Source organism: Cupriavidus consociatus (genome assembly GCF_017814975.1).
Classification (GTDB): Bacteria; Pseudomonadota; Gammaproteobacteria; order Burkholderiales; family Burkholderiaceae; genus Cupriavidus; species Cupriavidus consociatus.
The window spans coordinates 1-4,306 of record NZ_JAGIQA010000089.1; the positions used below are offsets into that span (position 1 = coordinate 1).

The 4,306-nt window shown below is 56.7% G+C and carries 1 protein-coding gene and 2 pseudogenes; all 3 read right to left on the bottom strand.

From position 1 onward, the window contains the following. Positions 1 to 242: 242 nt before the first annotated feature. Entirely contained in the window at positions 243 to 629 is a 387-nt protein-coding gene (locus tag J8I82_RS37255) for an ectoine synthase (protein ID WP_209765585.1), read from the bottom strand. A gap of 856 nt (positions 630 to 1,485) precedes the next feature. After that, positions 1,486 to 2,630, bottom strand: a pseudogene (locus tag J8I82_RS39510) (IS4 family transposase); the annotation flags it as partial. 305 nt (positions 2,631 to 2,935) lie between these two features. After that, positions 2,936 to 4,144 (bottom strand): annotated as a pseudogene (locus J8I82_RS37265) (IS110 family RNA-guided transposase). Between the last annotated feature and the right edge of the window lie 162 nt (positions 4,145 to 4,306).

Sequence of the window (4,306 nt, forward strand, 5' to 3'; positions counted from 1 at the left end):
TTCAATCACCACACTCCGTCATCAACTTAGCTTCCACCTGATGCGCAGCCTTGGCCTTTGCCCATGTTGCGCGTCTGACTGATCGATCACATTTGTGACACAGTAAGATTAACAAATCGAGATTATTCGCAGATCGATGGACGCGATCGCGGAATTAACGATCTGCAACATGTTTGTCTAATTCACTTTCTCTATCGCTTTATGTTGAATATTTCGTGATCACGATGTAGCGCTTTACTCTCTCAACAGGAGGAGGGCTCCTTCCCGGACAGGCTGCATCTTTCAGTATCCTTCAGCGGCGGGTTGAAGACGCACACTACGATTAGGTCGCCGCCCTGTGCTGCCCGCAGAAAGTGACGACCGTGCTTGTCGAGAACGTAAATATCGCCTTTGCGGAGCAGTAAAACGTTTCCCTGCATATCTTCCACCTCGCCTTCGCCATCTATGCAATAGCAGAATTCTAGATTATTTTTATATTCGAGGAGAGACTCCGATCCTGCATGCACAACAGTGCGGCAAACCGTGAATCCCATTCGGCCTGCCTCCACCGCCAACCGGTGATTGGCCCCATTTCCCCAGTTTACAAAGCACTCGCCATTTTCAACGTCATTCAGACTACGCTTAAACATATGGATATTCCTTTCTGCGACGCTGCGCCTCCCAATGCTCGTGCCTTACCGAAGACAAGATGTATGCATAGAGGGGTTGTTTACTTTTAGGTCGGCCTACCGTCTGGCGATGTAAGTGGCGCGGACTTCGTGCCACTTAAAAGTAGGTCGTCGGTTAGCGGTACGACTAATCGTCAGGATCGACGGACAATCGCGCATCCACCGCAATCACAACACGCCCCGAAAACCAGCAGCGGATTACGCAACGCAACTGTTTGTGAGCCAATAAAAATGAGATTTAATAATTAATATCCATCTCGCCCCCGGAGCATCCAGCGGGGAATCATACCAAACGTGCCGAAGATGCAATCGCACTTTCCATCCGTCTTGGACTCAACGATAGGTGCAGCATAGCCCTTCCATGTTTCCGATCGCGGGATTTATCCGAATAATGACTGCGATTCAGTCTAATCGAGATTAGCATAAGATTGAATTCAGAACTAAATTTTGTTTTGATATAAATCAAAAATTTACAACTTTCATCCGCCCTATACATTTGCCGGAAATCAAACATTTTGAAGCACAATCTTCCGTCTGATTGTCTATTTTGTTCCGATTCGTTCGCATGAGCGACGAAACCAAAGGCCATGCATCATTCATCGTTCCTTGTCCGCCACAATTTATCATTGCGCTTCAACGGGAGACGGCTTTGTAGAAACTGTCTGGTTTTGTCAGATTTGGTTGCATCATAGTTGTATATGAGGTGCAGAATACGAAGGACTGCCATCTAACAACGGCAGATATTTGGAGAATTACAAGTTTAACTACCACGTTCGCCGGACGAAGATCGACTTTAAGTCATTTCGTTATACAGAAGTTATGACTCTTCCCGCAGCGCCTGTATGGTGAGTGCGGCATCCATGGTTCGCTGCATGCCGATCCAGATCGTTTTGGCGCCGGGCTCGCCATCGTTCTTGCGCCCAAGGAACCCTCCCAGGGAAGCAACCAACCAGAATCATCTGATTGAGTGTGACCGGTGCCTTCGGGCGAGCTTGCTTGGCAAGCACGTATGCTCCTCCAATCTCGTCGGCGTCGAAGAACAGGGACACATCGAGATCCGGGCAGGTTCTGCCCAACCGCATCAAGCGTGCAATGCGCCACGCCACCACCATATACAACGCCAGGGCCCGCTCCACACGATCCATGTGCGATAGCTGTAGCGCTTCGAGCTTGCAGCCGGTCTTCAGAACATGGAAGAACATCTCCACTTCCCAGCGGGCTCGGTACCAGTCGACGAGTTCAATGACAGCATCGGTATCCTGCGCTTCTCGGTTCGTCAACAGCCGCCAAACCACTGGCTTGACGCCTGCAGGCCCTCCGATCTCCCTGGCCTCTAGCTCCGGCCAGACCCGGCAGCTGTCATTGAACTCGTCGACTGGTACCGAGCAGCTTCACACGTCGGGCGCGTAGTTCCTGTTTGACTTCGCGCGCCTTCTGGCCTGCACGCCCTGGCAAGATAAAGGTGATTTCCCCAAGTACCGGGCTGGCGTCGACGCTATCCCACAACTTGCCGCCCTCAGCAAGGTTGCGGTTGTGTTGGCTGCGGATCAGCCAGTCGGCCGGTTGGCCAAGTTCCTGGGCGCGCGCCATCAACTCGGCAATATCACCCTCGCGGTCCGTCACATACACCAACCGTGTCTGGGGCAGCAGCGCGGCTTGCTCCGCAACCCGTTCATACCCTTCAATCCAGCGTACGCTTTCCTTGATCCCGCCGCGGTTGCCGTCAGCGTCCTTTGGCTCCCGAGCCCACATCCAGGCATCGATCACCCCCAGCGGTTCACGGCCAGGCGTCACCGCGTAGGTCGGATGCAGAAACATTCCCCGCTGGGCTTCGTAGCTCAGCGGCCCCAGCCCCTCCCTTTCCTGGCCATTGAAGTTCAGCTCGGTCGTATCAGCGATGCACAGCACCACCGGAAACTGCGCGACTCTTTCCGCCGTGCGCTCCCAATGCGGCTGCATCACGTCCCGTGCGGGATCAACGTGCGTTGCGATCTTGAGCAGCTCGCGGCTGAGCTGGGCCGGGGTGAGAGGGTCATAGCCTTCCCATATCTCGGTCGGTACCGCGATCATCATGCCGGCATACGTCGCCCGGATTTCGCTGGCGAGGTAATACGGTGAGAGCTCAATGTCGCTGGTAACCAACTCATACCGGATTCTCACGGCAGTCCCAATCACGCTCAGTATGTTATACGCGAGCGCCGCCACGCCGAAGGCCAGCAGCGCCGCGCGCGGTTGGCTCAACGAACGAATCTCACTACTACGAAGCGTTAGACAGCATGAGCGATGGGATCGACATGGCACCCAAGGTCGGCGAGACGTTTGAGCAGGCGTCGAATGGTTTTCTCGGCATGATGGCGGTCGAAGTAATCGGGGCCACGGTCCGTGTACTCCACACCATCCCAGAGCATGTGGTAAGCGGCGGTGAGCATGGAAGCGGCCACCGCGAGGATGGCCTTCTTGGCGCCGCGTCTGGCTTTGATGCGCAGGAACTGTGCACGGAGATAGCCGGTCTTGACGCGCACCGCGGCCCAAGCGGCGGTGACCAGGGCAGTCTTGAGCCAGGTACCGCTCTTGCGCACGCGCGTGCTGCGGCGTTTGCCGGCGCTCTCGTCATTGCGCGGACACAGGCCCCCCAAGACACGAGATGGCCAGCATCGGGGAAGCGCGTCATGTCGACGCCGATCTCCGCCAACAGGACCTGTGCGGTCAAGTCGCTAACCCCGGGGATAGTGGTCAGCAGGCGGGCGCGTTGTCGGATCGGCGCCAGCGCTTTTCCCACGACGGCGTCGAGCTCGGCGAGCGTGTGCTCCAGGGCACCGATGAAATTCAGATTCAGCTTGAGCATCGTGCGATGGTGTTCGGTAATGCGTCCGCGCGGCGCCTCGCACAGTTCGGCGTGCTTTTTTTTTGGGCGTTGCCTTCGCCCAGCGCGGCAAGCCGCTCGGTATCGGCCTCGCCGTTGACAATCGCCTTGAGCATGGCCCGGCCACTGTGTCCCAGCACGTCCGAGAGCACGCGGCCGAGCTTGAGGTTGGCGTCTTCGAGCACTTTCTGGATACGCAGGCTGTGCTGGGAGATCTCGCGCACGAGTTGCTTGCGGGTGCGCGTGAGATCGGGCAACTCCTGGATGGCGGCCGGCGGCACGAAGCTCGATCGGATCAAGCCGTGGGCGAGCAGATCGGTAATCCACATCGCGTCATTGACGTCGGTTTTGCGGCCGGGCACGTTGCGGATGTGCTGGGCATTGGCCAGCACCAACTCGAAGTTGCCCTCGAGGATGTGCCACACCGGCTTCCAGTACCCCCGGTGGCATCCATGGCCACGTGGGTGCAGCCGTGCAGCGCCAGCAGGCCGGCGGTGGTGCTGTCAAAGCTGCGCACTTCGTGATGCACGGGCGCCGAGACACAGCGCACACAGGTCACAATGGTGTCCTTGTGGACGTCGAGTCCGGCACAATGGGGATAGAGTACTTGCAGGGAGCCTCCTGCCAGAGTCATTGGCATCGGCAGCAGCCCTCGTCGTCGAAATCTACTAGTACAACATCCCTCAAATAGCTTTAACAATTATCGGGTTGTAAATACGGCTCCAGGAGCGTGACGATCAACTGGGCCATCTCGTCGAGTGTGCCGGTGCCAGGC

Coding starts and splice junctions, on each gene's coding strand:
- J8I82_RS37255 (WP_209765585.1), bottom strand. CDS start 629: ATGTTTAAGCGTAGTCTGAATGACGTTGAAAATGGCGAGTGCTTTGTA.